The organism is Stenotrophomonas sp. Steno-Z2 (assembly GCF_056393235.1).
The window spans coordinates 167,767-193,154 of record NZ_JBWJOY010000001.1 but is presented as its reverse complement, the minus strand read 5'-3'; the positions used below and the strand labels follow the sequence as shown (position 1 = coordinate 193,154).

Genomic DNA, 25,388 nt, shown 5'->3' with positions numbered 1-25,388 from the left:
CGCCGGGCTTGCCCGGCACGGCCCGCTGGCGACGCAGCACCGCAGGCCGGTCAACGCGGCTTCGGCGCCGTATCCAGCAATTCGTTCAACAGCGCCGCCAGCCGCTCGCCGGCCAGGCGCAGCTGCGCTTCGGCCACCGGGCGCCAGCTGTCGGCGTAGGCCTGGCCGACCTTGCGGTTGGCCGGATAGACGCCCTCGCGCGTGGCGATGCCGCAGCTCTGCTCGGCCCACAGGGATGCATCGCGCTGCAGCTGCGGCGCGGCGACGCCGTCCGGCGCCGGCAGCGCCTGCAGGCGCTGCAGGTACTGCCCGTCGTCCAGCTGCAGGGCGTAGAACATGCCGCTGTCCCACAGCGAGTGCAGGTTGGTGCCGCGCTCGTTGAACTGCAGCTGGTAGTTATTGCCGCCCTTGTCGTGGCCGTAGCCGGCGTGCATCGGCTGGTGCATGTCGCCGACCAGGTGCACGACGAACTTGAGCGCCTGCAGGCGCTCGGCGTCGGACAGGCCGCGGTCGGCCAGGCGCGCGCTCTGCGCCTTCAGCGCCTCGATCACGCAGTCGCCGTCGCGGCAATGCTTCGGCGGGTCGTAGCGGCAGCCATCCTCGGCCATGTTGACGTAGTGCCAGCCGGCCGAGCGCTTGCCCAGGTCGGGGTCCTCGGCGCGCAGCTGGTCGGCCCAGGGCGCGATGCTGGCCAGGGTGGCGCCGGCTTCGGTGGCGAGCAGGCGCGCCACTTCCGCCCTTGCGGAAGGGTCCAGGCGCGTTTCGGCGATGCGCGCGACCAGGCGGTGGCCCTGCGCGCCCCAGGCGAAGGCCGGTGTGGATACCAGGGTGGAAGCGGCCAGGACGGTGGCGGAAAGGAGCAGGGGCAGGCGGGCGCGGATTTTCATCGGCGCATTCTAGCGGCCGCACCACCGCGGCCCTGTGCCGAAAGTGGCGGGCTTGCCCACGGTTCCGCCGCGCTTGGCTCGCGGCGGGGCGTGGACAGGCCCTGGGAAGCGGCTTTCCCCGCGCTACCGGGGAGGCAGGATCAGAAGGTGCGGACGTAGGCCACGCCGTACACCAGCGGGTCGATGTTGGCGGTGCCCAGCGTGTGGCCGTTCACCTTGACCTTGGTGTCGATGTCGGCCCAGCGCAGGTCCACGCGCAGCGCGTCCCTGTCGGTCAGCGCGAAATCCAGGCCGGCATGCGCGGCCAGGCCCCACGAGTCTTCCAGTTTGAGTCGGGTGCCCTGCAGCGCGCCCTTGCTGTCGGTGCTGAAGAACCTGGTGTAGTTCACGCCCAGGCCGACGAACGGGGTGACCTTGCTGCTGTTGGTGAAGTGGTACTGCAGCGAGACCACCGGCGGCAGCTGCTTGGTACGGCCCACCGTGCCGACGCCGTCGATGCTGACGTCGTGCTGGAACGGCAACGCGGCCAGCACTTCCACGCCCACCTTGTCGGCGACGAAGTATTCGAAGGTCACGGTCGGGCGCACGCTGTTGTCCACCCGGGCCGGCAGCGCGCCCAGGCCCAGCGCCGAGCCGTCGAGATCGCCGGCGCGGGATTTCGGATCGACGTTGTGCACGCCGACGCCCAGCGTCCAGTCGCCCTTGGACTGCGCCATGGCGGGGGAGGCGGCCAGGGCCAGGGCGGCGGCGAGGCCGGACAGCAGCAGGGCGGGGGTCTTGCGCATGGTGCGTTTCCATTGCTTGGTGGGGTTGGCGCCAGTCTCCGCGGCGTGCTCCGCGCACGCCTTGATCCGGATCAAACCTGCGCCCGGGCTCATTGGGCGTTCATGGTCCTGCCCCGCAACGGTCGCCGTCCTGGCCATACGCGGTGCGGTGCGGTGCGGGGCGGAGGCCAGCGGGGCAGGCCCGGCTGTTACAATGCCGGTCCCTTTCCACCCCCGCCGCAGCGGTCTGCGGCCGCAGGAGTTCGTGAACATGGCAATCAAGGTCGGCATCAACGGTTTCGGGCGCATCGGGCGCAACGTGCTGCGTTCGGCGGTGTTGAACTTCGGCAACGACATCGAGGTCGTGGCCATCAACGACCTGCTGGAGCCGGACTACCTGGCCTACATGCTCAAGTACGACTCCGTGCACGGCCGCTTCAAGGCCGATGTCGCCATCGAAGGCGGCCACCTGCTGGTCAACGGAAAGAAGATCCGCCTGACCCAGGAACGCGACCCGGCCAACCTGAAGTGGGACGAAGCGGGCGTGGACGTGGTGATCGAGTCCACCGGCCTGTTCCTGACCAAGGAAGCGGCGCAGAAGCACATCGATGCCGGCGCCAGGAAGGTGATCATGTCCGCGCCGTCCAAGGACGACACGCCGATGTTCGTGTTCGGCGTCAACGACAGGACCTACGCCGGCCAGGCCATCATCTCCAACGCCTCGTGCACCACCAACTGCCTGGCGCCGCTGGCCAAGGTGATCAACGACAAGTGGGGCATCAAGCGCGGCCTGATGACCACCGTGCACGCCGCCACCGCCACCCAGAAGACCGTCGACGGCCCGTCCAACAAGGACTGGCGCGGTGGCCGCGGCATCCTGGAGAACATCATCCCGTCCTCCACCGGCGCGGCCAAGGCCGTGGGCGTGGTGATCCCGGAACTCAACAAGAAGCTCACCGGCATGAGCTTCCGTGTGCCGACCTCGGACGTGTCGGTGGTCGACCTGACCGTCGAGCTGGAAAAGCCGGCCACCTACGCCGAGATCTGCGCCGAAGTGAAGGCGCAGAGCGAAGGCGCGCTGAAGGGCGTGCTGGGCTACACCGAGGACAAGGTGGTGGCCACCGATTTCCGCGGCGAGACCCATACCTCGGTGTTCGACGCCGAAGCCGGCATCGCGCTGGACTCCACCTTCGTCAAGCTGGTCAGCTGGTACGACAACGAGTGGGGCTACTCCAACAAGTGCCTGGAAATGGTGCGCGTGGTCGCGGCCTGATCGACCGGTATTGCAGCTGGATGAAGAAGGGCGCCGGAAAGGCGCCCTTCTTTTTTGTCCCGCCGCCTCGATTTTCCTGTCACGTGCCACGGATCGGCCGGGCGGCATCTTGCGTTTCGGCGAGGCGCGGATAAGGTGGTGCCGCACCTCCCGGTGACAAGGACGAAGAATGGATGGCGCGGTGATGTTCTTTGGGTTGCTGGTGGTGGCCGTGGTGCTGGCGGTGCCGGTGCTGCTGGTCATGGCCCTGGTGTCGGTGTCCTCGCTCAAGCGGCGCGTGGCCGCGCTCGAAGCGTCGCTGGCGCGCGGGCAGGTGGGCGACGCGGTGCCGCCGCCGGCCACGGAAGGGCGCAACGCCTGGGAGGAGCCGCTGCCGGAGGCGGGGGAGTTCGCGCCTTCCGGAGCCGGGTCAGAGCGCGAACCCGGACCCGAGCCCGAACCCATGCCTGCCCCGGCGATGGAAGCGCCCGAGCCGCCGCGGCCGGCGGTCGCGCCGCCATTGCCGCCGCTGCCGGACCCCGTGGCGCCGCCGCCGGCGCGTGCCCTCCCGTCAGCCGCACCGCCGCCGGCATCCCGGGTGCCGGAGGAACCGAATGTCATCGAGCGCGGCCTCGCGCGCGTCAGGCAGTGGTTCACCACCGGCAACGTGCCGGTCAAGGTCGGCATGCTGGTGCTGCTGGCCGGCGTGGCGGCGCTGCTCAAGTACGGCAGCGACGCCGGCTGGTTCAGTTTCCCGCCCGCGTTCCGCCTGGCTGGCATCAGCCTTGCGGCATTGGCCGGGCTGGTGTTCGCATGGCGCAAGCGCGAGAGTCATCGCGCCTTCGCCCTGGCCCTGCAGGGCGGTGCGATCGGCGTGCTGCTGCTGGTGGTGTTCGCCGCGTACAAGAACCACGGCCTGATCGACGCGTTGCCGGCGTTCGCGATCAGCGTGGTGCTGATCGCCGGGCTGTGCGTGATGGCGGTGCTGCAGGAGTCGCGCACGCTGGCCATCCTCGGCGTGCTGGCCGGCTTCATGGCGCCGGTCTGGCTGTCCGACGGCAGCGGCAACCACGTCGGCCTGTTCTCGTACTACGCGCTGCTCAACGCCGGCATCTTCGCCATCGCCTGGGTGCGGCCGTGGCGCATCCTCAACCTGCTCGGTTTCGCCTTCACCTGGGGCATCGGCACGATCTGGGGCGTGCTGGACTACGCGCCGGCCAAGTTCGCCAGCACCGAGCCGTTCCTGGTGCTGTTCTTCGTGTTCTACCTGCTGTTGCCCCTGCTCTACGCGCGCAGGGCGCAGACGCCGGGCGGCGCGCGCATCGACGGTTGCCTGCTGTTCGGCACGCCGCTGGTGGCGTTCTCGCTGCAGGCCGGCCTGCTGCAGGGCGAGCGCATGCCGCTGGCGCTGTGCGCGCTGGGCGTGGCCGTGCTCTACGCGGTGCTGGCGCGCGCGCTGCTGGGCCGCGAACGCCTGCGCCTGCTGGCGCAGGGCTACGCCATCCTCGCGGTGGGGTTCGCCACGCTGGCGGTGCCGCTGGCGCTGTCGGCCAAGGCCACCGCCTCGGTGTTCGCGCTGGAAGGCGCCGGCCTGGTCTGGCTGGGCCTGATGCAGCAGCGCCGGCTGGCGCGCTGGACCGGCATCGGCCTGCAACTGGCGGCGGCGTTCGCGCTGGCGGTGGGCATCGATGGCGCCCATGCGGTCCGCGATGGCGTGGCGTTCGCGGTCGCCAACGCGGCCTTCATGGGCGCGCTGCTGATCGCGCTGGCGGGCTTCGCTACCGCCTGGCTGTATCGCGCCACCGGCAACCGGCCGGTGGCGGTGGCCGCCTACGTGTGGGGCCTGGCCTGGTGGATGGGCAACGCCGGTACCGAGATCGCGCGCTTCGTCGAGCCGCGCAGCACCCTGCACGGAATGCTGGTGCTGCTGGGCGTCAGCGGCTGGCTGGCGGCCGAGGTGCACCGGCGCCGTCCGGCGCTGGCGCTGTCGCTGACCACGCTGGGCTGCTTCGTGCTGGCGTTCCCGCTGGCCTTCCTGCAGCTCGGCGCCTACGGCCAGCCCTTCGCCGGCCATGGCGCGTGGGCCTGGCCGCTGTTCGCGGCGCTGGGCGTGCGCAGCCTGCTGTGCCTGCGTGCGGCCGGCGATGCCATCGCCGGTGCCGCACAGCTGGCGTGGTGGCTGCTGTGGCCGACCGTGCTGTCGCTGCTGTCCTGGTACCTGGGCAAGCGCTTCTGGCTGGCCGGCGGCTGGGTCGGCATGCTGCTGGCGCTGCCGTGGCTGCTGCTGGCGGCGCTGTCGATCCACCGCTGGCACTGGCTGGCGCAGCCGCTGGGCGCGGCGTTCGACCGCTACCGGGCGGTCCTGCAGGCGGCGACCTTCGCCGTGCTGGGCCTGTGGTGGCTGGTATCGCTGGCCAGCGACGGCGCCTCGGCGCCGCTGCCGTGGATCGCGCTGCTCAATCCGCTGGACCTGGCGCAGCTGGCCGTGCTGGTGCTGGCGGCGCTGCGGCTGTGGTCGGTCGATGCGCGCTCGCGCCTGGCCGGGCTGCGCCTGGGCCTGCTGCCGCTGGCGGCGCTGGTGCTGGTCAGCACCATCACCCTGCGCGCCGTGCACCATTGGGGCGGCATCGCCTGGAACGGCCGGCTGATCGATACCAGCCTGGCGCAGACCAGCCTCACCGTGGTGTGGAGCCTGCTCGGCGTGGTCGGCTGGGTCAGCGGCTCGCGGCGCGGGCAATGGGGGCTGTGGCTGGCCGGCGCGATCCTGATGGGCGTGGTGCTGGCCAAGCTGCTGCTGATCGACCGCGGCAACCTGGGCGACCTGCTGGGCATCGGCGCCTTCATCGCCTATGGACTGCTGTGCACGCTGGTCGGCTGGCTGGCGCCGGCACCGCCGCGCAAGCGCGGCGACGACACGCAACAGGAGGAAGCTTCCGCATGATCAGGCGTCTGTGGTGGATGGCGCTGCTGCCGTTGACGGCGCAGGCGGCCGACGATTTCGCGGCGCAGTGGCCGCTGCAGCTGGGCCAGGCCGATGCCGGCGCCTATCGCGTCACCCTGGAGGCCGGGGTCTATCGCGCCACGTACTGGCGCGACCTGCGCGACGTGCAGGTGATCGACGCCGACGGCAGGCCCATGGCCAGCGCCGTGCAGGCCGCGGCCACGCCGATCGCCGGACCGGCGCGGCAGGTGCCGCTGGACTGGTTCGCCCTGCCCGCCAGCGCGGCCACGACGACCGGCGGCGACCTGAGCGTGGTGGTACAGCGCGATGCCGGCGGCAATGTGGTGTCGGTGCGCAATTCGCCGGGCGCCGCCGGCACGGCCAGGAGCGATCCGGCGTGGCTGGTGGACCTGGGCCGGCAGGCCGGGCAGGTGCAGGCGCTGCGCGTGCAATGGGAAGGCGAGCCGACGGCGCTGGACCTGGGCTATCGGCTGGAAGGCAGCGACGACCTGCGCCGCTGGCAGGTGCTCGACCCGGAGGTGCGGCTGGTGCGCCTGCACAACCAGGGGCGGCAGTTGAACAGCGACCGCGTCGCGGTGTCCACGTCGCTGCGTTACCTGCGGCTGGTGCCGCTGCAGCGCGACGGCGCGCCGCCGCTGCGCGCGCTGCAGGGCGAGCTGGCCGGCGACATGGCCGCGGACGACTGGCAGTGGGTCGAACTGGCCGCTGCGACGCCCGACAAGGGCGCGCCGGCCCGTTTCCGTTACCGGCTGCAGGGCCGCTTCCCGGTGCAGCGCGTGGACGTGGCGATGCCGCCCAACACCGCGGTGGCGTGGACCGTGTCCAGCCGCGACGACGACCGCAAGGTGGCCGACGCCGAGCAGGCCTGGCAGGTGCGGGCCAGCGGCTGGAACACCTGGACGCTGCAGGAAGGCGAACGCAGGCAGGCGTCGGCGCCGCTGGAACTCGGGCAGGAAACCAGCGACCGCGACTGGCAGTTGCAGGCCGAACCGGCGGTGGCCGGCACCCCGGCGCCGGCCCTGAAGCTGGGCTACCGGCCCGGCAGCGTGGTGTTCCTCGCCCAGGGTCGCGCGCCGTACCTGCTGGTGGCCGGCAATGCGCGCGCCGGCGTGCGCGGGAGCAACCTGGAGCCGATGCTGGCCGCGCTGCGTGCCCACAACGGTGCGCAGTGGCAGCCGGCGGCCGCCCGCCTCGGCGACGGCACGGTGCGCGCCGGCGACAGGGCCTATGCGCCGGCCGCGCCGGTGCGCGACTGGAAGAACCTGGTGCTGTGGGCCGTGCTGGTGGCCGGCGCGCTGGCCGTGGCCGGTTTCGCGCTGAGCCTGCTGCGCGGCAACCGCCCCGCGGGCGACTGAAATCGCTGCTGCCCCGCAGGAGCGACTGCAGTCGCGAGAGGCCTGCCTGCTGATCCGTCCGAGCGCGGAGATTCCAGCAGGCAAGCCCCCTCACGCACTGATAAGCACTCCTACGCGCGGGCGATGAAATCCCGGCGCAGCAGGCCGTACAGCGCGGTGTCGCAGATTTCGCCATTGACGTGCCAGCGTTCGCGCAGCACGCCCTCGCGGACGAAACCGAGCCTTTCGACCAGCCGGCACGAAGCCTGGTTGCGCGGGTCGATGTCGGCTTCGATCCGGCGCAGTCCCATGCCGTCGAACAGGTGGCGCAGGATCAGGCGCAGGGCCTCGCTGGCCAGCCCGCGCCCCTGCCAGTCCGGATGCACGCTGTAGCCGATCTCGGCGCGGCCCTGCTCCAGATGCATCGCGAACACCGCGCTGGTGCCGATCAGCCGGTCGTCGTGCGCTTCGGTGATGGCCCAGGCCAGCATGTCCAGCTCGCGGCGCTGGCGCTGGATGTCGGCCACCTTGCATTCGGCCTGCGCCAGCCCGGTCCAGGCCGGGTAGCTCCAGTAGCGCATCACCCGCCGGTCGCTGTGGATGGCGAACAGCGCCGGCGCGTCGTCCGCGCGCACTTCGCGCAGGCGCAGGCGGGCGCTGGACAGCTCGGGTTGCGGCAGGCGCGGCGGCATGCGGTACACCTCGGGTTTGCCCCGCCTGCGGGGGCGGGCGAGAATTGCGGTTTCCCCACAGTCTTCCGGAGCCGACCCCGCCATGTCCATCGTCCGCATGACCGACCTCGACCTCGCCGGCAAGCGCGTGCTGATCCGCCAGGATCTCAACGTGCCGATCGACGAGAACGGCAGGATCACCTCCGAACAGCGCATCACCGCCTCGCTGCCGACGCTGAAGCTGGCGCTGGCCAGGGGCGCGGCGGTGATGGTCACCTCGCACCTGGGCCGGCCGAAGGAAGGCGTGTGGAGCCAGGCCGATTCGCTGGCGCCGGTGGCCGCGCGCCTGTCCGAACTGCTGGGCGTGGACGTGCCGCTGCTGCGCGACTGGGTGGATGGCGTGGAGGTCGCGCCGGGCAGCATCGTGCTGCTGGAGAACTGCCGCATGAACGTCGGCGAGGGCAAGGACGACGAGGCCCTGTCGAGGAAGTACGCCGCGCTGTGCGACGTGTTCGTGATGGACGCCTTCGGCACCGCGCACCGCGCCCAGGCCTCGACCCACGGCGTGATCCGCTTCGCCCCGGTCGCCGCCGGCGGCCCGCTGCTGATGGCCGAGCTGGACGCGCTGGACAAGGCGCTGGCCAACCCGGCGCGGCCGCTGCTGGCGATCGTCGCCGGCTCCAAGGTCTCGACCAAGCTGGAACTGCTGTCCAGCCTGGTCGGCAAGGTGGACCAGCTGATCGTCGGTGGCGGCATCGCCAACACCTTCATCGCCGCCGAAGGTCACGGCGTGGGCAAGTCGCTGGTCGAGAACGACCTGCTCGACACCGCACGCAGCATCGATGCCGCGGCCAGGGCGCGCGGTGCCGAGATCCCGCTGCCGGTCGACGTGGTGGTCGCCCCGGCGTTCGCTGCCGATGCCCCGGCCACGGTCAAGGCGGTCGCTGCGGTGGGCGCCGACGACATGATCCTGGACATCGGCCCCAAGACCGCCGCGCACTATGCCGAACTGATCGCCAGGGCCGGCACCGTGGTGTGGAACGGCCCGGTCGGCGTGTTCGAGTTCGACGCGTTCGGCAAGGGTACCGAGGCGCTGGCCCGCGCCATCGCCGCGTCCAGCGCGTTCTCCATCGCCGGCGGCGGCGACACGCTGGCCGCCGTGGACAAGTACGGCATCGCCGATGAGGTGAGCTACATCTCCACCGGCGGCGGTGCCTTCCTCGAGTTCCTGGAGGGCAAGACCCTGCCGGCCGTGGCCGCGCTGGAGGCCCGCGGTTCGTGAGCCGAGATGTGCTGTTCTTCGATCTCGACGGCACGCTGATCGATTCGGCCGTCGGCATCACCCGCTGCGTGGCTTACGCGCTGGAGAAGATGGAGCAGCCGGTGCCCGGCGATGCCGAACTGCGCAAGTGGATCGGCCCGGCGCTGCGCACCAGCTTCACCCCGGTGTTCGGCGACGCGCAGCGCGTCGAACGCGCGGTGGCGCTGTATCGCGAACGGTTCGACCTGCACGGCTGGCTGGAGCACGACGTCTACGCCGGCATCGGCGAGGTGGTACAGGGCCTGCATGCCGCCGGCCACCGTCTGGCCGTGGTCACCGCCAAGAACGAGCCGCATGCGCGGCGCATCGTCGCGCACCTGCCGTTCGGCGGCTGCTTCGAGGACGTGATCGGCGCCACCGAGGACGGCGTGCGCAGCCACAAGCCGGAACTGATCGCCGAAGCGCTGCGGCGCCTGTCGTTGTCTTCCGGGCAGTGCTGGATGATCGGCGACCGGCGCATGGACATCGAAGGCGCGCGCCACCACGGCATGCGCAACGTCGGCGTGCTGTGGGGCTTCGGCGGCCGCGAGGAACTGGCCGCGGCCGGTGCCGGCGTGCTGGCGTCCACCCCGGCGGAACTGGGGCGGTTGCTCTCGCCGTAGCGGGCGACGGGCTCCCCGGGGGCCCTTGCCGGAGGTGCCCGCGTGCCCGTCCGGACAGCGCCATTTCTTTTTCGCGTCGGGTCAGGTCCGGTGCTGTTGCCGCCGTGCCAGAGCGCGGTCGCGGCAGCGCAGCGGCGCGATGTCCCGGCTGGCCCGTCCGTTGTCCCGCGGTGCCCCGCAGGTGCAGGCGGGTGTCCTGCCGGCGCGGGTGCGCAGGACAGCATCCGGCACCCGCCTCGCGCTGTCCGGACAGGCTGTCCGTCCTGTCTGCGGGACAGCGTGGAAAGTGTCTTCTGAAATCGTATGCGACATCGTTGTCATGCACTGGATATGCTAATTTCGGCGGCCTTTCCGGGAGTTTTCGCACCATGATCGAACGCCAGCGCCGCACCAAGATCCTCGCCACCCTCGGACCGGCCACCGATGCGCCGGGCGTGCTCGACGATCTGTTCCGCGCGGGTGTCAACGTGGTGCGGCTGAACTTCTCCCATGGCGATCCGTCCGGCCAGGCCCGGCGCGCCGCCGAAGTGCGCGCCGCGGCCAACCGCGTCGGCGTGGAAGTGGGCATCCTGGCCGACCTGCCGGGCCCGAAGATCCGCATCGAGCGTTTCGCCGAGGGCAAGGTGCAGCTCAAGGCCGGCGACCGCTTCGACCTGATCGCCAACGCCGACGCGGCGCCCGGCGATGCCACCCAGGTGGGCGTGAGCTACCTGGGCCTGCCGCAGGACGTGGGCCCGGGCGACGTGCTGCTGCTCGACGACGGCCTGATGCAGCTGCAGGTGGTGGAAGTACAGGGCGAGCGCATCGTCAACACCGTGCTCAACGATGGCGTGCTGTCCGACCGCAAGGGCCTGAACAAGCAGGGCGGCGGCCTGTCGCTGGGCGCGCTGACCGAGCGCGACAAGGAACTGATCGGCATCGTGGCCAAGATCGGCGTGGACTTCATCGCCGTCTCGTTCTGCCGCAACGCGCAGGACATGAACGATGCGCGCGCCATCGCCCGCCAGCACGGCTGCGATGCGGCGCTGGTGTCCAAGATCGAGCGCACCGAGGCGATCGAGAACCTGGAGGAGATCGTCGAGGCCAGCGATGTGGTGATGGTCGCGCGCGGCGACCTGGGCGTGGAGATCGGCGACGCCGAGCTGCCGGGCCTGCAGAAGAAGATCATCAAGGCCGCGCTGGCGCACAACAAGGTGGTGATCACCGCCACGCAGATGCTGCAGTCCATGGTCGAAAGCCCGATCCCGACCCGCGCCGAGGTGTTGGACGTGGCCAACTCGGTCATCGACGGCACCGACGCGGTGATGCTGTCGGCCGAAACCGCGGCCGGCGCCTATCCGGTCAAGGCGGTCGAGGCGATGGCGCGCATCTGCCTGGGCGCCGAGCGCCAGTTCCAGATCGATACCGATTTCAACGCGTCGCCGCGCAACCTGGAGCGCGCCGACCAGGCCATCGCCATGGCCACCATGTTCCTGTCCCAGCACGTGGGCGTGCGCGCGATCGTGGCGATGACCGAATCCGGCGGCACCGCGCGCTACCTGTCGCGCTTCCGCGCCAAGGCGCCGGTGTTCGCGGTGACCCGCCACGACGGCGCGCGCCGGCAGATGGCGCTGATGCGCGACGTGTTCCCGATCAACTTCGACAGCCGTGGCTTCACCCCGCGCGAAGCCGCGCGCGGCAGCATCCGCCTGCTGGTCGAAGCCGGCCTGCTGCAGCCCGGCGACCGCGTGGTGTTCACCAGCGGCGAGCACATGGAAACCCACGGCGCCACCAATACCCTGCGCCTGCTCGAAGTCGGCAGCGACGGCCGCGCCAGCGGCCTGGGCGAGCTCTGACGAAGCCCGCGCACGGGCCATCGCGATGGCCCGTGCGTGACCGCAGCGGACAGGTTTTGTCCTGCGGCGTGCATTGGAACCGGTTCCAGGCCGTGCTCACGGCCGGCCCACCGGCGGCGCGGGCTATAATCAGGGTTTTCCCGCACCCCGTTACAGGAACTTCATGAGCATCGAACTGCTGGCTGAAACCGCCCAGGCCATGGTCGCCCCGGGCAAGGGCATCATCGCCATCGACGAATCCACCGGCACGATCGCCAAGCGCTTCGCCAGCGTCGGCATCGAGAACACGGAAGAGAACCGCCGTGCCTACCGCGAGCTGCTGCTGACCACGCCCAAGCTCAACGAGCACATCTCCGGCGCGATCCTGTACGACGAAACCATCCGCCAGAGCACCCGGGACGGCGTGCCGTTCGCCAAGTACATGGCCGACCACGGCATGATCCCGGGCATCAAGGTCGACAAGGGCGCGCACCCGCTGGCCGGCTGCCCGGGCGAGCTGGTCACCGAGGGCCTGGACGGCCTGCGCGAGCGCCTGCAGGAGTACTACAAGCTTGGCGCCCGCTTCGCCAAGTGGCGCGCGGTCATCAACATCGGCGAGAGCATCCCGTCGGGCACCTGCATCGAATCCAACGCCCACGCGCTGGCCCGCTACGCCGCGCTGTGCCAGGAATGCGGCCTGGTGCCGATGGTCGAGCCGGAAGTGATCATGGACGGCGACCACGACATCGAGACCTGCTACGAAGTCACCGAAGCCACCCTGCGTTCGCTGTTCGACGCGCTGTACCAGCAGAACGTGCTGCTGGAAGGCACCATCCTGAAGGCCTCGATGGTCATCTCCGGCAAGGACTGCGACGAGCAGGCCGACGTCGAGGAAGTGGCCGAAGCCACCGTGATGTGCCTGAAGAGCACCGTGCCGGCGATCCTGCCGGGCGTGGTGTTCCTGTCCGGCGGCCAGAGCGACGAGCAGTCCACCGCGCACCTGAACGCCATGAACCAGCTCGACAAGCTGCCGTGGCCGCTGAGCTTCTCCTACGGCCGCGCCATGCAGCAGGCCGCGCTGAAGCTGTGGGCCAAGGACATGCAGGGCAACTACGCCGCCGCGCAGAAGACCGTGTACGAGCGCGCCAAGGAAAACGGCCTGGCCGCGCTGGGCAAGTGGGAAGGCTGATCGCCCACCGCCCGCGATGCACGTGGAAACGCCGGCCTTGCGCCGGCGTTTTCATTTGCGGGCAGGCCCAGGAGCGGCATGTCCGGTTCCCTGGTGCCGGGCGATGCCGGGTTTTTGCGGCAATGCTCCAGCCGGAAGCCCGCCACCGAGCCGCCAAGCGCTGCAGCGCCAGGCAACGCCCGGCAGGCCTGCGCAGGGAAGGCTCCATGCAGGGCAGGGCCCGCATCTGCAACGAATGACCGCAAGGTTCCCCGGCGCCGGGGCATTGCCCGCGGTGGCGTTGCCGGAAAGGATCAGCGGGGCATTGCCGCGCTCTGCGGGAACTGCGCTGCAGCGGTGGGCTGTGGACGCGATCCCGCGAGCGCTCAGCGTGCGAACGACGGCAGCGGCTCGTCCGTGGAAGGAAACGCCGGCCCGGCCTGCACCGCCGCGGCCAGCGCCTGCTGGTAGGCCTTGAAGGTGGCGGTGTTGTAGGCCACCAGCACGATGCGCACCGGCCGCGCATGGCTCTTCTGCCAGGTGACGGTCTCGGTGACGGCGATGGCGGCGGCCTGGTGCATCGGGTAGCCGTAGACGCCGCAGCTGATGGCCGGGAAGGCGATCGATTCCAGCCGCATCTGCTCGGCCAGCCGCAGCGACTGCCAGTAGCAGTTGGCCAGCAGCGCGGCCTCGTCGCGCTGGCCGCCGTGCCAGACCGGGCCGACGGTGTGGAAGACATGGCGCGCCGGCAGCGCGTGGCCGCCGGTGGCGCGGACCTCGCCGGTGGGGCAGCGCACGCCCGGGCGCAGTTCCGGCAGGCGCTCGCATTCGGCCAGCAGGCCCGGGCCGGCCGCGCGGTGGATGGCGCCGTCCACCCCGCCGCCGCCGAGCAGGCTCTCGTTGGCCGCGTTGACGATGGCGTCCACGTCGAGGGTGGTGATGTCGCCCTGCCAGATGTCGATGTTCATGCCCGCGATCTTCCCTTGCCGTATATGAGCAAAACGTGACGGATGCACGGCTTGCGGCCGCGCGCGGCAAAGTCTGAGGAAGAGGCGTCTCGGCGGCTGCGACAGGCGGCCGGACAGCACGAAGGCCGCGCGGGGCGGCCTTCGTACCGGGGGAGGAACAGGGACAGATGCAACCGGAGGACCGGCGGCGATGACCGGGACGACCGGGCGTCCCCGGTCGCGGCGTTGCGGGGGTGGCTTACGGCAGGCCGGCCAGCCAGTCGTCGTCGCTGCCCTCGTTGATGTCGGCGAACAGCGGGGTGGAGAAGTAGCGCTCGCCGGTATCGGGCAGCATCGCCAGGATCACCGAGCCGGCCGGAGCCTTGGCGGCCACGTCCAGCGCGGTGGCGGCGGTGGCGCCGGAGGAGATGCCGACGAAGATGCCTTCTTCGGCGGCCAGGCGGCGCGCGGTCTCGATCGCGCGTTCGTCCTGCACCGAATACAGCTCGTCGTAGACATTGCGGTTGAGCACTTCCGGCACGAAGTCCGGGGTCCAGCCCTGGATCTTGTGCGGCTTCCACTCATCGCCCTTGAGCAGCGAGGCGCCGGCCGGTTCGGTGGCGATGATGCGGGTGTCCGGGCGCGCCAGCTTCAGCACTTCGCCGACGCCGGTCAGGGTGCCGCCGGTGCCCCAGCCGCTGACGAAGTAGTCCAGGCGCCTGCCGGCGAAGTCGCGCAGGATCTCGGCGGCGGTGGTGTTGCGGTGATAGGCCGGGTTGGCCGGGTTGGCGAACTGGCTGGCCAGGAACCAGCCGTGTCTGGCGGCCAGCTCCTTCGCCTTCTCCACCATGCCGGTGCCGCGCGCCGCGGCCGGGGTCAGGATCACCTTGGCGCCGTAGGCGCGCATGGCCTTGCGGCGTTCGACCGAGAAGGTCTCGGTCATCACCGCGACGAACTTGTAGCCGCGCGCGGCGGCGACCATGGCCAGGGCGACGCCGGTGTTGCCGGAGGTGGCCTCGACGATGGTATCGCCGGGCTTGAGCACGCCGCGTTTCTCGGCGTCGAGCACGATCGCCAGCGCCAGGCGGTCCTTGACCGAGCCGCCGGGGTTGAACGATTCGACCTTGACGTAGACGTCCACGCCGGCCGGCGCCAGGCGGTTGAGCTTGACCACCGGGGTGTTGCCGACGGTCTCGAGGATGTTGCTGTAGAGGGCCATGGAGATCTCCTGGGAAGGGAATCAGGCGGCGTCGGCCAGTGTGGGCGGCGGCGTCTTTGCGGAAGGTGAGGAAGCCGGCGGCGCGGCCGGCAGCGGCGCGGCGCCGAACCAGTGCAGTTCGCCGGCCAGCGCGGCCACCTCGCCGAGGATCAGCAGCGCCGGCGACTGCACGGCGTGCCGGGCGGCGGCGTCGGCCAGCTGCCGCAGCGTGCCGCTGACCACGCGCTGCGCGGCGCGCGAGCCGTTTTCCACCAGCGCGAACGGCGTGGCGGCGGGCAGGCCGGCGTCGAGCAGGCGCGCCTGGATCTGCGCCAGCGCGGCCACGCCCATGTAGAACACCAGGGTCTGCCGCGGCGCGGCCAGCGCCGGCCAGTCCAGCGTGTCCAGCGAATCGCGGCAGTGCGCGGTGACCAGGCGCAGCTGCTGGGCATGGTCGCGGTGGGTGAGCGGGATGCCGGCATGCGCGGCGCAGGCCAGCGCGGCGGTGATGCCGGGCACCACTTCATAGGCGATGCCGTGCGCGCGCAGGAACTGCAGCTCCTCGCCGCCGCGGCCGAACACGAAGGCATCGCCGCCCTTGAGCCGCACCACGCGGCGGCCGGCGCGGACATGTTCCAGCATCAGCGCGTGGATGTGTTCCTGGCGGGTGCTGTGGCCGCGCGCGGACTTGCCGACCTCGATGCGCTCGGCATCGCGGCGGGCCAGCTGCAGCACCTCGGCGCTGACCAGGCGGTCGTGCAGGATCACGTCGGCCTGGTTGAGCGCACGCAGCGCGGCCAGGGTGAGCAGGCCGGGATCGCCGGAACCGGCGCCGACCAGCACCACCGAGCCGGCGGCGGTTGGCGGTTCGTCGGCCATCGCCTGCTGCAGGGCAAGCTCGGCGTCGGCCTGGCGGTGGCGGCGCAGCAGGTCCAGCAGCGGGCCGTCGAGCAGGCGGTCGAAGAAGCGGCGGCGCGCGCCGGTGTCGGGGAACCGCGCGCGGATGGCCGGGCGGTGGCGGCCGGCCAGTTCGGTCAGCTGGCCCCAGGCGCCATCGAACAGTTCCTCCAGCCGGCGGCGCACATGCCGCGCCACCATCGGCGCGGCGCCGCCGCTGGACACGGCGATCTGCAGCGGGCCGCGTTCGACCACGGCCGGCACGTGGAAGCGCGACAGCTGCGCGTCGTCCACCACGTTCACGAACAGCCGCTGCGCCTCGGCGGCGCTGGCGACCGCGCGGTTGACCACCGGCTCGTCGGTGGCGGCGATCACCAGCCACACGTCCTCGGCCAGCCAGCGTGTGTCGAACAGGCCCGGCAGCCATTCGATGCGGCCGGCCGCGGCCAGTTCGCGCAGCGCCGGCGACAGCCGCGGCGCGCCCACCCGCGGCCGTGCGCCGGCATGCAGCAGCGCCTCGACCTTGCGCCCGGCCACCGCGCCACCGCCGACCACCAGCACGGCACGGCCGTTCAGATCGGCGAACAACGGGAACAGGGGAGCGTCCAAGGCGGGGAAGCGGCGGTGGCGGAAGGGACGCTGACCGTAGCCCCGGCCCCAGAGCCCCGGAAATGACTTGCGCCGCCTTTCAGATTACTTTCGGTTATAAGTGGATGGGTCAATCTGACCTACAGTCGTCTGTTCCCGCCGAGCCGCCCTCCGACGCCCGATGACCCTGACCCAACTGCGCTACCTGGTGGCCATTGCCGACGCCGAGCTCAACATCACGCTGGCGGCCACGCGCGTGCACGCCACCCAGCCGGGGCTGTCCAAGCAGCTCAAGCAGCTGGAGGATGAACTGGGTTTCCTGCTGTTCGTGCGCAAGGGGCGCAGCCTGGAGTCGGTGACGCCGGCCGGCGAGGAAGTGATTTCCCGCGCCCGCCTGGTGCTGGCCGAGGCCAACAACATCCGGACCTACGCGGCCAACCAGCGCCGCGAGAGCCACGGCCAGCTGATCCTGACCACCACCCACACCCAGGCGCGCTTCGTGCTGCCGCCGGCGGTGGCGCGGATCAAGCTGGCCTATCCGCAGGTCAGCGTGCACCTGCAGCAGGCGGCCGAGAGCGACGCGCTGGACCTGCTCAGCCAGGGCGACGCCGACATCGCCATCGTCAGCACCGCCGGCGGCGAACCCAGCACCGGCATCGCGGTGCCGCTGTACCGCTGGCGGCGGCTGGTGCTGGTGCCCAAGGGCCACGTGCTGGACCGCGCCGGCAGGCTGCCGGACATGGCCGCGCTGGCGGCGCACCCGCTGATCAGCTACGAATCCTCGACCCGGCCCAGTTCCTCGCTGCGCCGCGCCTTCGCCACGCAGGGGCTGGAACCGGACCTGGCGTTGACCGCGCTCGACGCCGACCTGATCAAGACCTATGTGCGCACCGGCCTGGGCGTGGGCCTGCTGGCGGAAATGGCGGTCAGCGCCGGCGACAGCGACCTGCGCGCCTGGCCGGCGCCGGCGGCGATTCCCGAATGCACCGCCTGGGCGGTGCTGCCGCGCGACCGCGTGCTGCGCGACTACGCGCTGGAACTGGTGCATGTGCTGGCGCCGCAGATCGACAGGCGCGACCTGCGCCGCGTGCTCGACGGCAACCAGGACCCGGCCTGGCCGACGCCGCCGACCTGGGAAGAGCTGACCCAGACCATCACCAGTTAGCGGGAACCGGGGAACAGGGAACAGGGAACAGGGAACAGCAGAAGCGATCGCATTTGCCTGTCTGCTTTTGCCTTGGTTTTTTCTGGTTGCTGGTCGCTCCTACTGGTTCCTCGTTCGCCTCCCCTGCGTCGATGTGTCGCACATGGCGGCCGCGGCGACGCCTTAAAATCGCGGCGTGATCCGATTCCCGCTCCTGCACCGCTGGATGTTGCTGCTCGCGCTGGCGGCCACGCTGCTGATGGCGCTGGCGCCGGTGGTCAGCCGCTGGATGCAGGCCGGGCAGGACGCGCATGCGTCGATGGCGCACGCGATGCACGGGATGGCGATGGCGGGCGACGGGCCGGCCGATCACTCCGCGATGGACGCGCATGCTGCGCACATGGCGGGGGGCAGCGTCGTCGGCAAGACGCCTCCAGCCGACCCGCATGCCGCCCATGGCGAGGCCTGCGACTACTGCACCATGGCCTCGCGGCTGCTGCCGTGGCTGGCGGTGCTGCTGGTGCTGGCGCCGCTGCTGTACCGCATCGAGCCGCAACCGCCGCGCGCCGCCGTTTTCACCGCCGGCCTGCGCTGGCCGGCGCACCCGGCGCGCGGGCCGCCGCTGTTCTCCTGACGACACTTCCCTTTCTTCCCGCCGCCTGCTGCCCCCCGGCAGCGGGTGGCCTGTCGTACCGGAGAACTTCATGTACCCCGTTTCCCGAATGCCGGGCGCCCGTGCGTGCCTGGCCGTATGCGTCTGCCTGGCGCTGTTTCCCTTTGCCGCGCGTGCCGGTGAACCCGATCCGATCAGGACGCTGGACACCCTGGTCGTCACCAGCGCCGCGCCGTCCTCGCCGCTGAACTGGGTCACCGACCCGCGCCTGCCGCGGCAACCGGTGCCGGCCAGCGATGGCGCCGATTACCTCAAGACCGTGCCGGGCTTTTCCGCCATCCGCAACGGCGGCACCAATGGCGACCCGGTGCTGCGCGGCCTGTCCGGTTCGCGGCTGAACATCCTCAGCAACGACGGCAGCCTGATCGGCGCCTGCCCGTCGCGCATGGACAACCCGCTGTCCTACATCGCGCCGGAAACCTACGACCGGCTCACCGTCATCAAGGGCCCGCAGAGCGTGCGCTGGGGCGCCGGCGCGTCGGCCGGCACGGTGCGCTTCGAGCGCGACATGCCGCGCTTCGATGCGCCGGGCATGGAGCTGCAGGCCAGCGCGCTGGGCGGCTCCGGCAACCGCAACGACCAGATGCTCGATGCCAGTTTCGGCAGCAGGCCGGGCTATGTGCGGGTGAACGGCAACCGCTCCGAGTCCGGCGACTACCGCGACGGCAACGGCGAGGTGGTGCCCTCGCGCTGGCGCAAGTGGAACGCCGACGCCGCCATCGGCTGGACGCCCGACGCCGATACCGTGCTCGAACTCAATGCCGGCACCGGCGACGCGCTGGCCCGTTACGCCGGCCGCGGCATGGACGGCGCGGCGTTCAAGCGCAGCAGCTACGGCCTGCGCTTCGAGCGCGGCAACCTGCCCGGCGCCTGGGACAGGCTGCAGGCCAACCTGTACTACAACGACGCCGATCACCTGATGGACAACTACACGCTGCGCACGCCCAACCCGCACGGCAGCATGCCGATGCCGATGGCGTCGAACGTGGAGCGGCGCACCACCGGCGGCCGCATCGCCTCGGAATGGCGCTGGCAGGACGTGGCCATCGTCGCCGGCGTCGACGCGCAGGACAGCCGCCACCGCAAGCGCAACGGCATGGGGCGCGGCACCTGGAAGCAGACGCCGTGGACCCGCGATGCCGAGCTGCGCAACCAGGGCGCGTTCGCCGAGCTGACCTTCGGCGAGGGCAGGCCGCGGCGCTGGGCAAGCGGCCTGCGCGTGGACAGGGCGCAGGCCAGGGACCTGCGCCAGACCACCGGGATGATGGCCATGCCCAACCCCACCGCCGGGCAGAGCCGCGAGGAAACGCTGGGCAGCGGTTTCCTGCGCTACGAGCGCGACCACGGCCAGGCCTGGACCTGGTACGCCGGGCTCGGCCACAGCGAGCGCATGCCCGACTACTGGGAGTTGTTCTCGGCCGACGCCGGCCCGGCCGGCAGCGCCAACGCCTTCGCCGGGGTGAAACCGGAGAAGACCACCCAGCTCGACCTCGGTCTGCAGTTCCGCGGCCGCGCGCTGGACGCCTGGGTGTCGGCCTATGCCGGGCGCATCCAGGACTACATCCTGTTCGCCTACCGCAGCGGCGGCATGATGGGCAGCAGCACGCAGGCGGGCAATGTCGAGGCACGCATCGCCGGCGCCGAGGCCGGGCTGGAATGGCGCCCGGCGCAGGGCTGGAAGCTGGGCAGCACGCTGGCTTATGCCTGGGGCGAAAACCGCGACGGGCGGCGGCCGTTGCCGCAGATCCCGCCGCTGGAAGGGCGCTTCAGCGCGTCCTGGGAGCAGGCGCGCTGGTCCACCGGCGCGCTGCTGCGGGTGGTGGGCCGGCAGAACCGGGTGGCGCAGGACGAGGGCAACGTGGTCGCGCGCGACCTCGGCCCGAGTGCCGGTTTCGCCACGCTCTCGCTCAACGCCGCCTACCGCCTCGGCGATCGCCTGCGCGCCAGTGCCGGCGTGGACAACCTGTTCGACCGCGCCTACGCCGAGCACCTGAACCTGGCCGGCAGCGCCGATTTCGGTTTCCCGGCCGACCCGGTGCGGATCAACGAACCCGGCCGCACGTTCTGGCTGAAGCTGGATTACCGCTACTGACGCGGATGCCCCCGCTGCCGGGCAACCGGCGGCGGGGCGCCTGTGTCATGCTTGCGCGCCCAGGGAAGGAGCAGACAGGCGATGACGCAGCAGCACGCCGTGGCCTACATCAGTACCGCCGTGGCCGGCCTCACGCCGGCCGACCTCGACCACCTGCTGGTCGACGCGCGCGCCCACAACCGCCTGGAAGGCGTCACCGGCGTCCTGCTCCACGACGGCCACCGTTTCTTCCAGTATTTCGAAGGGCCGGAAGCCGGCGTGGCGCGCATCTACGCGCGTATCCGCGCCTCGCGCATGCATGTCGGGCTGGAGGAACTGCACGACGGCCCGGTGGAACAGCGCCATTTCAGCCAGTGGCACATGGGCTGCAGCCATGCCCGGGGCAGCGTGCTGCAGGAGCTGAGCAGCCGGCAGTGGCGGCAGGAGGCCGGGCATCTGCGCGAGGACGTGGCGCTGGCCGGCCATCCGCCGGGCCTGCGCGAACTGCTCGCGTTCTGGGAGCGGCAGCAGGAAACCGTGGCCGGCTGATCGCGCCGCACGGGCGGAGCCTGCTCCGCTTCGCCGCGAAAGCCTCTGCCGGGCACGCCCCGCGCCAAGGCCTCCTAGATTTCTTCGTGCAGTCCGCACTCGCGCTTGAGGCCGAAGAAGCGGGTGTCCTCCTCGCGCATGCCCGGTTCCCAGCGGCGGGTGGTGTGGTAGTCGCCGATGGAGACATAGCCCTGTTCCCACAGCGGGTGGTAGGGCAGATCGTGCTGTTTGAGGTACTGCCAGACGTCGCGGTCGTTCCAGTCGGCGATCGGGTTGACCTTCCAGCGCGCATCGCGGCGCTGCAGGACCGGGGTGCCGGCGCGGCTGGCCGACTGGCTGCGGCGCAGGCCGGTGAACCAGGTGCCGGCCTGCAGTTCGTCCAGGGCGCGCTTCATCGGCTCGACCTTGCGCAGGTTGTTGTACTGCTCGATGCCGACCAGCCCCTGCTCCCACAGGCGGCCGTGGCGGGCTTCCATCCAGGCGCGGCTGACCAGCGGCCGGTACACCTTCAGGTTCAGCCCCAGCCGGGCGGTCAGTTCGTCGGCGAAGCGGTAGGTTTCCGGAAACAGGTAGCCGGTGTCGATCAGGATCACCGGAATGTCCGGCTGCTCGCGGCTGAGCAGGTGCAGGGTCACCGCCGACTGCGCGCCGAAGCTCGAGGACAGCACGTGCGCGCCCGGCGTGTGCCGCAGCGCCCAGCGCACGCGCGCGGCCGCATCCATCGTTTCCAGCCGCGCGTTGAGCTTGGCGATGTCCTCGGCCGGGGCGATGCTTTCATCGTTGAGGGAAGGCAGGGACAGGGCGTTCATGCGTGCAGTTCCACGGCGATCTGGCGGTGGGTGGGGTAGGGCGGCAGCTCGATCAGACCGCTGCGGTGCAGGAAGTCGCCGAAGCGCTCGTCCGCTTCGCGCTCGGCGGCGTAGCGGGCCAGCAGCGGTTCCAGCGCCTCGAGGATCTGCGGCTCGGTGATGTTGTCGCGGTACAGCGTGTTCAGGCGCTGGCCGCGGTGGTCGCCGCCGAGGAACAGGTTGTAGCGGCCCGGCGCCTTGCCGACCAGGGCGATCTCGGCCAGGTAGGGGCGCGAGCAGCCGTTGGGGCAGCCGGACACGCGCAGCAGGATCGGCGCCTCGCGCAGGCCGTGCCGGGCGAGCAGCGGTTCCAGCGCGGCGAGGAAGCCGGGCAGGTAGCGCTCGGCCTCGGCCATCGCCAGCGCGCAGGTCGGCAGGGCCACGCAGGCGATCGCGCCGCGGGCGGTGGCGGTGGGCGCGTTGTTCTCCCGGTCCAGCCCGTGCCGGGCGACCAGCGCGTCGATGCGCGCGCGCTGCGCCGCCGGCACGCCGGCGATGATCACGTTCTGGTTGGCGGTCATGCGGAACTCGCCCTCGTGCACCCTGGCGATCTCGCGCATGCCGGTCAGCAGCGGGCGCCCGGGCGTGTCGGCGATGCGGCCGCTGGGCAGGGACAGGGTGAGGTGCCACAGGCCGTTTTCGCCCTCGACCCAGCCGAAGCGGTCGCCGTTGTGCTCGAACCGGAACGGCCGCGCCGGCTGCAGCCGGAAGCCGGCGCGCTCCTCCATCATCGCCACGATCCGTTCCGAGCCGTGGTCGTCGATGGTGTACTTGAAGCGCGCGTGCTTGCGGTCCTCGCGGTCGCCGAGGTCGCGCTGCACGGTGATGGCGGCCTCGGCGATGGCGAACACCTGGTCCGGCGCGACGAAGCCGATCACGTTGCCCACGCGCGGGTAATGCGCGGCGATGCCGTGGCTAGCGCCCATGCTGCCGCCGATGGCGACGTTGAAGCCGGCGAGCTTGCCGGCGTCATCGACGATGGCGACCAGGCCCAGGTCGTTGGCGAATACGTCCACGTCGTTGTACGGCGGCACCGCCACGGCGATCTTGAACTTGCGCGGCAGGTAGGCGTCGCCATAGACCGGCTCGTGCTCGACGCCGCTTTCGGCCACCTTCTCCTCGTCCAGCCAGATCTCGTAATAGGCGCGTGTGGCCGGCCTGAAGCGCAGCGACAACTGCTGCGCCCAATCGTGTACCTGCGCGTGCAGCGCCGACTGCAGCGGGTTGCTGGCGCCGAGCACGTTGCGGTTGACGTCGCCGCAGGCCGAGACGGTGTCCAGCGCGGCGGCGTTGATCGCCTGCATGGTCGCTTTCAGCTCGCGCTTGATCACGCCGTGGAACTGGAAGGTCTGGCGCGTGGTCACGCGCAGCGAGTGGTTGGCCCAGGTGGTGGCGATCGCGTCCAGTTTCAGCCACTGCTGCGGGGTGAACACGCCGCCCGGCGCGCGGATGCGGATCATGAACTGGTGCGCGGGTTCCAGCTTCTGCCGGCGGCGCTCGTCGCGCAGGTCGCGGTCGTCCTGCTGGTAGCTGCCGTGGAACTTGATGGTGCGCTGGTCCTCGAAGCTCAGCGAGCCGGTGGTGGCGTCCCGCAGGCCCTGGTCGATGGTGCCGCGCAGGCGCCGGCTTTCGAGTTTGATCTTTTCTACGGAGGGGTGGCTCATGGACAGTCCAATGGCGGTGTTGCGTGGGAGCGACTTCAGTGGCGATCTGGCTTTACCGGGAAAGCGTCATCGCGGTTGAAGCCGCTCCTGCGGATCAATAGACGTCGCGGGCGTAGCGGCCTTCGCGCTGCAGCGTGGACAGGTAGTCGGCCGCGGCCTCGGCGTCGCCGCCGTTGTGCGCGGCCACGACCTCCAGCAGCGCGGCGTGCACGTCCTTGCCCATGCCGATGGCGCCGCACACGTACAGGTGCGCGCCGCCCTGCAGCCAGTCGTACAGGTCGCGGCCCTGTTCGCGCAGGCGCTGCTGCACATGGATTTTCCGGGCCTGGTCGCGGGAAAAGGCCAGGTCGAGGCGATGCAGTTCCTTCTTCTGCAGGGCTTCCTGCCACTCGACCTGGTAAAGGAAATCGCTGTTGAAGTGGCGGGCGCCGAAGAACAGCCAGTTGCGGCCGCTGGCGCCGGTCTCGGCGCGCTCCTGCACGAAGCCGCGGAACGGCGCCACGCCGGTGCCGGGGCCGATCATGATGATGTCGCGGCCGGCATCGGCGGGAACGCGGAAGCGCTCGTTCGGTTCGATGAAGACCGGCACTGGCGCGCCTTCCTCCAGCGCGGCGAGGAAGGCGCTGGCGGCGCCGACATGGGCGCGGCCGTGCGCGTCGTAGGCCAGCTCGTCCACGGTCAGGTGCACCTCCTCGCCCACGCGCTTGCGGCTGGAGGCGATGGAGTACAGGCGGTGCGCGGCCGGGCGCAGCGCGGCCACCAGTGCGGCGGCGTCCCAGCCGGCCGGCCAGCGGTGCAGCACGTCCACCAGCTGGTGGTCGGCGAACACCGCGGCCAGTTCGGCGGCGCGCGCCGGTTCCAGCAGGCCGGCCAGGTCGGCGTTGCCGCTGCGTTCGGCCACGGTCGCCAGCAGCGGGCGCGAGATGCGGGTCAGTTCGCGGTGTTCGCCCAGCCACTGCGCCAGCGGGCGGGTATGGCCGTCATGGCTGACCGCGGCGTCGCCGTCCAGGCCGGTGGCGGCGAGGATGGCGTCGACCAGCGGTGGCGGATTGCGGTGCACGATGCCCAGCGCGTCGCCCGGTTCGTAGTGCAGGCCGCTGCCTTCCAGCGACAGCTCGACGTGGTGCACGCGCTTGTCGATGCGCCCGTAGTGGCCGTAGGCCGGGCCCTTGAAGTCGCGGCCACTCAGCAACTGCCGCGCCAGCAGCTCGGCATGGAACGGATGCTGGGCGCTGTGCGTGGTGTTCTGCGCATGGCGCAGCGGGGTGACGTTGCTGGCCGGCGCGGCGGCGCTTTCACCCAGGGTCTGGCGCGCATCGGCCACGGCACGGGTGCGCCAGGGCGTCGCCACGGTGTCGATGTCGAGGTCGGCCTCGGCCAGCGGCTGCAGGCGCTGCGCGCCGAGTTCGGCCAGGCGCGCATCCAGTTTGCGGCCGATGCCGCAGAAATCGGCGTAGCTGGAATCGCCCAGGCCGAGCACGGCGTATTTGAGGTCCGGCAGTTTCGGCGCGCGCCGGCCGGCGATGAACTCGACCAGGCCGATGGCGTCGTCCGGCGGATCGCCTTCGCCCTGGGTACTGATGACGAGGTAGAGCAGGCGCTCGCCGGCCAGTTCGCGGGTGGGGTAGGCGTCGGCGCGCAGCAGCCGCACCGCCAGCCCGGCGGCCTCGGCGTCGCCGGCCAGCTGCTCGGCGGCGCGGCGCGCGTTGCCGGTCTGGCTGCCGTAGACGATGGTCAGGCGGCCCGCGGCCTGCGTGGCGGGCTGGCCGCCGGCAATCACCGCCAGCGACGGCGGCGGATGGCCCTGGGCCAGGCCGGCGGCGAAACCGGACAGCCACCACAGGCTGTTGCCGTCCAGGCCGTCCACCAGGCGCGTCAGCAGGACCCTGCGGTCTTCGGGCAGGGGGCTGGGAGGCACGGTGGCGGCGGCGGCGGTCATGTCCTGTCCGGTCTGGGATGGGGGACCGATGCTAGGGAGGCGCGCGTGGCGGGGGAAAGGATGCGCGGTTATCGGTTCATGCCCTGCGTTTATTT

At 71.2% G+C, this 25,388-nt stretch carries 20 protein-coding genes; 11 read left to right on the top strand and 9 right to left on the bottom strand.

Translation table 11 applies throughout. The features are described from left to right. Window positions 1-50 precede the first annotated feature (50 nt). Window positions 51-881, bottom strand: coding sequence for a S1/P1 nuclease (locus AC06FP_RS00820; protein WP_478074733.1), 831 nt, complete (start codon window positions 879-881; stop codon window positions 51-53). A gap of 146 nt (window positions 882-1,027) precedes the next feature. Beyond that, a complete protein-coding gene (locus tag AC06FP_RS00815) occupies window positions 1,028-1,672 on the bottom strand; it encodes an OmpW/AlkL family protein (RefSeq protein WP_456116906.1) in 645 nt (214 codons plus the stop codon). 250 nt (window positions 1,673-1,922) lie between these two features. On the opposite strand from AC06FP_RS00815, the gene gap reads away from it, so the two are divergent. The 3 genes from gap to AC06FP_RS00800 all read left to right on the top strand — a co-directional run bounded on the left by gap (window position 1,923) and on the right by AC06FP_RS00800 (window position 7,220). Continuing rightward, window positions 1,923-2,924 carry a type I glyceraldehyde-3-phosphate dehydrogenase gene (gene gap / locus AC06FP_RS00810; RefSeq protein WP_478074131.1) on the top strand — a complete coding sequence of 334 codons (1,002 nt, stop codon included), beginning with the start codon at window positions 1,923-1,925 and terminating at the stop codon, window positions 2,922-2,924. 184 nt (window positions 2,925-3,108) lie between these two features. Continuing rightward, window positions 3,109-5,844 (top strand): DUF2339 domain-containing protein, encoded by a 2,736-nt coding sequence (locus AC06FP_RS00805; RefSeq protein ID WP_478074130.1) that lies wholly within the window; start codon window positions 3,109-3,111, stop codon window positions 5,842-5,844. Beyond that, complete coding sequence (locus AC06FP_RS00800) at window positions 5,841-7,220, top strand: DUF3999 domain-containing protein (protein WP_478074129.1); 1,380 nt, start codon at window positions 5,841-5,843, stop codon at window positions 7,218-7,220. The genes AC06FP_RS00805 and AC06FP_RS00800 overlap by 4 nt, the downstream gene beginning before the upstream one ends. A 110-nt stretch (window positions 7,221-7,330) precedes the next feature. Here AC06FP_RS00800 and AC06FP_RS00795 read toward each other — a convergent pair whose 3' ends face one another. Continuing rightward, window positions 7,331-7,891, bottom strand: a complete 561-nt coding sequence (locus AC06FP_RS00795; protein ID WP_478074128.1) for a GNAT family N-acetyltransferase — start codon at window positions 7,889-7,891, stop codon at window positions 7,331-7,333. A gap of 82 nt (window positions 7,892-7,973) precedes the next feature. Between AC06FP_RS00795 and AC06FP_RS00790 the strand changes: the two genes are divergently transcribed. From AC06FP_RS00790 to AC06FP_RS00775, 4 genes are all read left to right on the top strand, one after another. Next, window positions 7,974-9,152, top strand: coding sequence for a phosphoglycerate kinase (locus tag AC06FP_RS00790; protein ID WP_478074127.1), 1,179 nt, complete (start codon window positions 7,974-7,976; stop codon window positions 9,150-9,152). Continuing rightward, on the top strand, window positions 9,149-9,793 hold the full coding sequence (locus AC06FP_RS00785; RefSeq protein WP_478074126.1) for an HAD hydrolase-like protein: 645 nt from the start codon (window positions 9,149-9,151) through the stop codon (window positions 9,791-9,793). The genes AC06FP_RS00790 and AC06FP_RS00785 overlap by 4 nt, the downstream gene beginning before the upstream one ends. A gap of 368 nt (window positions 9,794-10,161) precedes the next feature. Further along, window positions 10,162-11,628 carry a pyruvate kinase gene (gene pyk, locus AC06FP_RS00780; protein ID WP_456116899.1) on the top strand — a complete coding sequence of 489 codons (1,467 nt, stop codon included), beginning with the start codon at window positions 10,162-10,164 and terminating at the stop codon, window positions 11,626-11,628. Between the two features lie 163 nt (window positions 11,629-11,791). Next, complete coding sequence (locus AC06FP_RS00775) at window positions 11,792-12,796, top strand: class I fructose-bisphosphate aldolase (RefSeq protein WP_478074125.1); 1,005 nt, start codon at window positions 11,792-11,794, stop codon at window positions 12,794-12,796. A 365-nt stretch (window positions 12,797-13,161) separates the two neighbouring features. On the opposite strand, the gene AC06FP_RS00770 is transcribed toward AC06FP_RS00775, so the two are convergent. The 3 genes from AC06FP_RS00770 to cysG all read right to left on the bottom strand — a co-directional run bounded on the left by AC06FP_RS00770 (window position 13,162) and on the right by cysG (window position 16,426). Beyond that, window positions 13,162-13,743: an O-acetyl-ADP-ribose deacetylase gene (locus AC06FP_RS00770; protein WP_456116897.1), complete on the bottom strand. Its 582-nt coding sequence runs from the start codon at window positions 13,741-13,743 to the stop codon at window positions 13,162-13,164. A 238-nt stretch (window positions 13,744-13,981) separates the two neighbouring features. After that, window positions 13,982-14,941 carry a cysteine synthase A gene (cysK, locus tag AC06FP_RS00765; protein WP_456116896.1) on the bottom strand — a complete coding sequence of 320 codons (960 nt, stop codon included), beginning with the start codon at window positions 14,939-14,941 and terminating at the stop codon, window positions 13,982-13,984. Window positions 14,942-14,962: 21 nt separating this feature from the next. After that, window positions 14,963-16,426 (bottom strand): siroheme synthase CysG, encoded by a 1,464-nt coding sequence (gene cysG / locus AC06FP_RS00760; RefSeq protein ID WP_478074124.1) that lies wholly within the window; start codon window positions 16,424-16,426, stop codon window positions 14,963-14,965. A 160-nt stretch (window positions 16,427-16,586) separates the two neighbouring features. On the opposite strand from cysG, the gene AC06FP_RS00755 reads away from it, so the two are divergent. The 4 genes from AC06FP_RS00755 (at window position 16,587) to AC06FP_RS00740 (ending at window position 20,842) form a co-directional block, all read left to right on the top strand. Then, the gene (locus AC06FP_RS00755; protein WP_456116894.1) at window positions 16,587-17,570 is read left to right on the top strand and encodes a LysR family transcriptional regulator; all 984 of its coding nucleotides are present in this window, start codon (window positions 16,587-16,589) and stop codon (window positions 17,568-17,570) included. Window positions 17,571-17,745: 175 nt separating this feature from the next. After that, window positions 17,746-18,183: a DUF2946 family protein gene (locus AC06FP_RS00750; protein WP_478074123.1), complete on the top strand. Its 438-nt coding sequence runs from the start codon at window positions 17,746-17,748 to the stop codon at window positions 18,181-18,183. Window positions 18,184-18,253: 70 nt separating this feature from the next. Beyond that, window positions 18,254-20,314: a TonB-dependent copper receptor gene (locus tag AC06FP_RS00745; RefSeq protein WP_478074122.1), complete on the top strand. Its 2,061-nt coding sequence runs from the start codon at window positions 18,254-18,256 to the stop codon at window positions 20,312-20,314. 81 nt (window positions 20,315-20,395) lie between these two features. Continuing rightward, on the top strand, window positions 20,396-20,842 hold the full coding sequence (locus AC06FP_RS00740) for a BLUF domain-containing protein (RefSeq protein ID WP_478074121.1): 447 nt from the start codon (window positions 20,396-20,398) through the stop codon (window positions 20,840-20,842). A 74-nt stretch (window positions 20,843-20,916) separates the two neighbouring features. Here the strand turns inward: AC06FP_RS00740 and AC06FP_RS00735 are convergent, their stop codons facing one another. From AC06FP_RS00735 to AC06FP_RS00725, 3 genes are all read right to left on the bottom strand, one after another. After that, window positions 20,917-21,651 carry a phosphoadenylyl-sulfate reductase gene (locus AC06FP_RS00735; RefSeq protein ID WP_478074120.1) on the bottom strand — a complete coding sequence of 245 codons (735 nt, stop codon included), beginning with the start codon at window positions 21,649-21,651 and terminating at the stop codon, window positions 20,917-20,919. Continuing rightward, entirely contained in the window at window positions 21,648-23,354 is a 1,707-nt protein-coding gene (cysI, locus tag AC06FP_RS00730) for an assimilatory sulfite reductase (NADPH) hemoprotein subunit (RefSeq protein WP_478074119.1), read from the bottom strand. Before cysI ends, AC06FP_RS00735 begins: the two co-directional genes overlap by 4 nt. A gap of 94 nt (window positions 23,355-23,448) precedes the next feature. Continuing rightward, window positions 23,449-25,293, bottom strand: a complete 1,845-nt coding sequence (locus tag AC06FP_RS00725; RefSeq protein WP_478074118.1) for an assimilatory sulfite reductase (NADPH) flavoprotein subunit — start codon at window positions 25,291-25,293, stop codon at window positions 23,449-23,451. Window positions 25,294-25,388: the final 95 nt, after the last annotated feature.